This is a genomic window from Geobacillus sp. PK12, assembly GCF_004123125.1.
In the GTDB taxonomy this organism is placed as follows: domain Bacteria; phylum Bacillota; class Bacilli; order Bacillales; family Anoxybacillaceae; genus Geobacillus; species Geobacillus zalihae.
In genome coordinates, this window is record NZ_SDKL01000093.1 from 1 (window position 1) to 5,128 (window position 5,128).

General features: G+C 53.2%; 5 protein-coding genes and 2 pseudogenes. 3 read left to right on the forward strand and 4 right to left on the reverse strand.

Going from position 1 to position 5,128, the window contains the following annotated elements; all coding sequences use genetic code 11:
* Window positions 1-232: 232 nt before the first annotated feature.
* Both ETR37_RS19425 and ETR37_RS17910 read right to left on the reverse strand, forming a co-directional pair.
* A pseudogene (locus ETR37_RS19425) lies at window positions 233-734 on the reverse strand (transcriptional regulator); the annotation flags it as partial.
* A gap of 151 nt (window positions 735-885) precedes the next feature.
* The gene (locus ETR37_RS17910; protein WP_081133263.1) at window positions 886-1,383 is read right to left on the reverse strand and encodes a L,D-transpeptidase family protein; all 498 of its coding nucleotides are present in this window, start codon (window positions 1,381-1,383) and stop codon (window positions 886-888) included.
* Window positions 1,384-1,621: 238 nt separating this feature from the next.
* Between ETR37_RS17910 and ETR37_RS17915 the strand changes: the two genes are divergently transcribed.
* Window positions 1,622-1,759 carry a hypothetical protein gene (locus ETR37_RS17915; protein WP_233434091.1) on the forward strand — a complete coding sequence of 46 codons (138 nt, stop codon included), beginning with the start codon at window positions 1,622-1,624 and terminating at the stop codon, window positions 1,757-1,759.
* 110 nt (window positions 1,760-1,869) lie between these two features.
* On the opposite strand, the gene ETR37_RS17920 is transcribed toward ETR37_RS17915, so the two are convergent.
* Complete coding sequence (locus ETR37_RS17920) at window positions 1,870-2,343, reverse strand: hypothetical protein (protein WP_129447621.1); 474 nt, start codon at window positions 2,341-2,343, stop codon at window positions 1,870-1,872.
* Between the two features lie 261 nt (window positions 2,344-2,604).
* Between ETR37_RS17920 and ETR37_RS17925 the strand changes: the two genes are divergently transcribed.
* Both ETR37_RS17925 and ETR37_RS17930 read left to right on the forward strand, forming a co-directional pair.
* On the forward strand, window positions 2,605-3,537 hold the full coding sequence (locus ETR37_RS17925) for a DMT family transporter (protein WP_129447622.1): 933 nt from the start codon (window positions 2,605-2,607) through the stop codon (window positions 3,535-3,537).
* Between the two features lie 201 nt (window positions 3,538-3,738).
* A complete protein-coding gene (locus ETR37_RS17930; RefSeq protein ID WP_013524772.1) occupies window positions 3,739-4,632 on the forward strand; it encodes an Rpn family recombination-promoting nuclease/putative transposase in 894 nt (297 codons plus the stop codon).
* A 39-nt stretch (window positions 4,633-4,671) separates the two neighbouring features.
* On the opposite strand, the pseudogene ETR37_RS17935 reads toward ETR37_RS17930, so the two are convergent.
* Window positions 4,672-5,088: pseudogene (locus ETR37_RS17935) on the reverse strand (substrate-binding domain-containing protein); the annotation flags it as partial.
* Window positions 5,089-5,128 lie beyond the last annotated feature (40 nt).

Genomic DNA, 5,128 nt, shown 5'->3' on the forward strand with positions numbered 1-5,128 from the left:
TGCCGAACATGCGGATACACCTCAAACGATGACCGCATTGGTGCCATGAACCTTCAACGAAAAGGAATAGAGTACATCGTTGAAGGAACGACACAGGCATGACCTGCGTCGTTGGGCAGTTGTCAACCTGCCCCCTGATGCAACCCCAAGTCAAGGAAGGAGGACGAAGTCCGCTCGCACTTCTGGGGAGTTGCAAGCCCCCACTTCAAGCGTTAGCGAAGTGAGGGTAGTTGACCGTTTCTTCCGGAGTGAGCGGTTCGCCGTTGTGGACTTTTTCTTCAATGGCATGGAAAATGGCATCGCCGTTGAATTCGCCAAGCAGCACCGCTTTGGATGAAAGAAGCACGTCGCCGGCGTCAAGCTGTTCGCGGGCGCTCGTGACATCGCTTGTGTAGATCACAACGATGCGAATCGGGCGGATTCGTTTGTCCTGTTGATAGTATGTGTGAAGGATGCGGCAGGCATAATCAGAGATACTTCAAATGATTGTCGAGAAACCGTTCGTTGCTTTCGTACTCCAGAAGCAAAATGGAATCGTCTTCGAGAAGAAACACGGTGTCGGCGCGCCGTTCGTCCGCCCGTACAGACGGAAATTCGGTTGGCAGCACTGCTTTGATCCGCGGGAGTCCGTGAAGTCCGTACACATCGAGGGCTTGGTTTTGGTACAATGCGCTGAGCGATCTGAGCAATATGTCTTTGGCATGGTACCGAGATCCCGACCGCCATCGTCTCAACTTCTACCGCTTGCTTGATCGGTTGTCATCTGCTATCACGATTAGAGACACGGTGTCCGTTCGCTAGGGACGAATGGCGGCCTTATGAATATTGAAACTTCGTTTTAAAAGAAGACTTCCCGCGTAGGCGATCCGGTGTTTTCGGTTGCCCTCACGGACGGATGAACACCTCCGTTCCGTTCGGGACGATGGAGGCGAGCTCGAGCACGTCTTTGTTGTGCATGCGGATGCAGCCTTTGGATACGTATTTGCCGATCGAGGACGGGTCGTTCGTGCCGTGGATGCCGTAATGGAGTTTGGATAAGCTTAACCACATCGCGCCGAACGGCCCGCCTGGGTTTGGCTGGCGGTTGACGATGACAAAGTCGCCGACGGGGGTGGCGGTGACCATTTTGCCGACGCCGATGGGATACGTACGGATCGTCCGCCCTCGGTGTTTTAACGTCAGCTGGCGGCGGCCGATCGAAATGTGGATCGTGTACGGAATCGATCCTTTCGGCGGAAGGTGGGGGATGACGATCCCCTGGCCAGGGAAGATGACGGACGCGGCGGTCAACCCATTGGCGCGAAGGAGCGCCTCAACAGATGTGCGGTAGTCGCGGGCGATGGAAGCGATCGTTTCCCCACGTTTGACGATATGTGTGTACATGGCAGTTCGCTCCTTTTTTCGCTGGATGGAGAAACCAGCTCCGATTGATGATACATTAGTGTATGAGAAGATTCGGATGAGGTTGCTGCATAGGAAGAGAGTCTCATGTGCATGGCATGGGAATACGGTGCGGCTGCCAGGCGCATGAACGCGCTGTGCGTTAGTCTATACTTGACAGGGAGCGCTGCCTAACGGTGTTTCTTGTCAAAACGTGTAGGGGAAAAGGAGGATGGCGCGAATGAGAACGTTTGTCCTAAAACCAGAGGAAGGACAGAAGGTTGATGATGAGCTGTATGCCGAGCTTTCCCCTGTCCCGCTTGAGATCATGGACGGTGATCTCTTTTTTTGCAAAAGAGGAGCGGGAAAACTTGCTTAAGCTGTTGATATACAATGTCGGCATGAATCGGACGCTTGAGATCATCGAGGAATGGAAGGAGAGTTGAAAGCGGCGCCCAGTCGATATCGGGGCCGCATTGGTGTTGGGGGTTACGGACGGTAAGGGAACAAAATGCGCTTTCCCCCTTTTTCTGTGGCGACGAAGACGTCTTGGTGGATCTCGAACACGCCAAAGACGCTATGGAACGTCTGAATGACGCGGACGCGATACACATCGTGAAGCGGTTTGTCCTTATCAGACATCGACCATGACGACAGGTTTTCCACCTCATCGATGCGGTAGTCGAACGTCTCGACGCCGAAGTCTTGCATAAAGACGTGGGCGCGGCGCTGGATGTAGACGTCTTTTGGGAATTTCTTTTTCATGAGCGGGTGAAACAGCTCCCAAGAGCTGCCAAAATCCCCTGCCTGTTCATAGCGGTAAAACGTGTCCACGATTTCCTTCGCCTCATTTTGTTCGTTCGAAAGAAACAGGGACAAGATCGCCACCAGCACGGCGGCGGCGGTGAGAACCGCCACCCCAGTCCTGGCTCGGATCGTTTTTTGGCGGTAGCGTGGGAACATGGGGTCTCCTCTCCTCTCTGTTATACCATATGCACGATGGACGGCCGATATGGGCGGAGAAAGGAAGAGAGCTCGATCATGCCGGTGCTTTTTAGTCAAAAAATCGGCTGCGGTGTAGTAAAATAGATCGCAGAAGCCATTGCAGCGGAAGTGAATTCATTCGTTCTATGCGGAAACGGGTGGGAAAGCGGAGCGTCCATCGGCTCCGTTTTTCCTTTTCCATGTTGAGAAAAACCGAACGCGCAGGAGAGGGAGAGAGGGATGAAGAGATCATTCATTTATGTGTTGCTTGTCGGGATCATGGTCGCCTGGGGGCTGAATGTGACGGCGTTGAAAGTTTTGGTGGAGCATTTTTCGCCCGTCGCGTTGACAGCGCTGCGCATTCTAACGGCCGGGTTGGTCGTGCTTTTGTTTTTATGGGGGATCGGCAAGCTGGAACGAGTCAGTTGGAAGGAGGCGAAACAGATTGGCGTGGCCGCCTTGTTCAGCGTCGTGGCCCATCACTTCTTTTTAGCGTTGGGAATTGCGAGGACGACAGCGGTGAATGCGGGTCTTGTGCTAGGGCTTGTGCCGCTTGTGACGGCGCTGTTGGCGATCGTGTTTTTGGGGCAGCGGCCGACGTTGTTTCGGCTGCTTGGCATCGCGCTTGGGTTTTTTGGCGTCGTGTTTGTTGTGGCGAGCGGCGACGGGGGCCTTGGCCATTTGTCCATTGGGGATGTGTACGTCTTTTTGGCTGTTTTGGCGCAAGGGATCAGCTTTATTATGATCAAAAAAGCGACGGTCGAGGCGCGGTTGATGACTGGGTGGATGCTTGTCTTCGGGTCGCTTTGGCTGTTTGTCTTAAGCCTCGTGCTGGAACCAGGCGGCCTATCGAGTTTGAAAGAGGGCACGCTTCCGCTTTGGATGATTTTCCTTGCTTCGGCGGTCGTGGCCACAGCGCTCGGTCATATGTTTTACAACCAAGCTGTGCAGCACCTCGGGCCTGCGGAATCGGCGGTGTTCATTAATTTGAATCCGCTCTTTTCGTTGCTTGGGGCGCATTGGCTGCTGGGCGAGCCGATTTCGCCGATGCAGCTGGCTGGTTTTCTTTTCATCGTCGTGGGCGTGTTGTTCGGCAGCGGGGGGATGGATGATGTGGTCGCCCGTTTCCGCCGGGCGAAAGTGGCGGCTGGGGGAAGGAAGGCGGGGATGTAGCCGCCTTGGAATCCCCCACTTCTAGGCCTTGCGTGCAAGTGGCGGAACATTCATATCCAGGAATGGAGGGGGCTTCACATTGCGGTCGGCGTCTTGGCTGTCTCTTCTTGAAAAGGGACAGCCATTTTTGTGCCATCGGCAGGATTTTGCTTGATGATGTCGAAAAAGAGAATACGAAACGTATTCGTGTGAGGTGAATGTATGGCGATCGATCACGACCGGTTGTTCAAGGAGTTGTTGCAGACGTTTTTTGAGGAATTTGTGCTTCTCTTCTTTCCGGATATGCACGAGCATATTGATTTCAACCATTTGTCGTTTTTGTCCGAAGAGCTGTTTACGGACGTAACGGCTGGGGAGAAGTACCGCGTTGACCTGCTCGTCGAGACGAAGTTCAAAGGAAAAGACGGATTGATCATTGTTCACGTAGAAAACCAAGCGTACGTTCAATCGTCATTTCCAGAAAGAATGTTTCTTTACTTCAGCCGCTTGTTTGAAAAATACCGCACTCCGATCATTCCGATTGCTGTCTTCAGCTATGATGCCATCCGAGATGAACCCTCTTCGTTCACGCTCTCCTTTCCGTTTGGCGATGTGCTTGACTTTCGCTTTTTCCACGTGGAGTTGCGCAAGCAAAACTGGCGCCAATTCATCCGCACCGACAACCCGGTGGCGGCTGCGCTGCTTAGCAAAATGGGGTATACTGAAAGTGAACGAGTGGAACTGAAAAAGCAATTTTTGCGCATGTTGGTGCGTCTTGAGCTAGACGAGGCAAGACAGCGTTTGTTGATGGGCTTTTTTGAAACGTATGTGAAGCTGTCCGATGAAGAAGAACAACAGCTTCGAAGCGAGGTGGAACAAATGGAGACGAAAGAAAAAGAACGCGTGCTGGAATTGATCATTTCGTACGAGCAAAAGGGAAAAATTCAAGGCCGAAAGGAAGGACGGGAGGAAGGGCGCAAAGAGGGAGCGGAACAAGAAAAACGGCACATTGCGAAACGGATGTTGATGAAAGGGTTTGATGCGCAGACGATTCACGAACTGACCGGATTGCCTGTGACGGAGATTGAGGAAATGAAACAAAGCGGCTTCAAGTGAATGGAAATCAAACAGGCGAGGCAAAAGGCCAGCCCCGCCCTAGCGCGTTGGTTTTGCTGCTGTGGATTCCCGTTTGATCAGTTTCGTAGACAATAGCACTTCCTGAAAAGGTTCGTTCGGGTTGTCCCACCGCCATCGCAACAATTCCACCGCTCGTTTGCCGTAGCGCTTCAGGTCGATGTCGACGGTCGTGATTTTCGGCGTCGCGATTTGCGAAAGCTGTCCGTTGTCAAAGCTGCAGACGGAAACGTCATCGGGCACGTTGAGTCCGTATCGCTGCAGGCCGGTGCTGACGAAAAAGCCAAGCCCGTCATTGACGCAAAACCAGGCGGTCGGCTGCCGCTTCAGCTCGCGGATGTAGCCTGCGATGACCGTTTCGTCCTCTTGCGCCTGGCAGAACATCCACTCCTCGTTCGGTTTCACTCCATAGTCTTTCAGCGCCAATAAGTACCCTTCATCGTCTTTGGCGAGGAGACCCCCACTTCAACGACCAAAG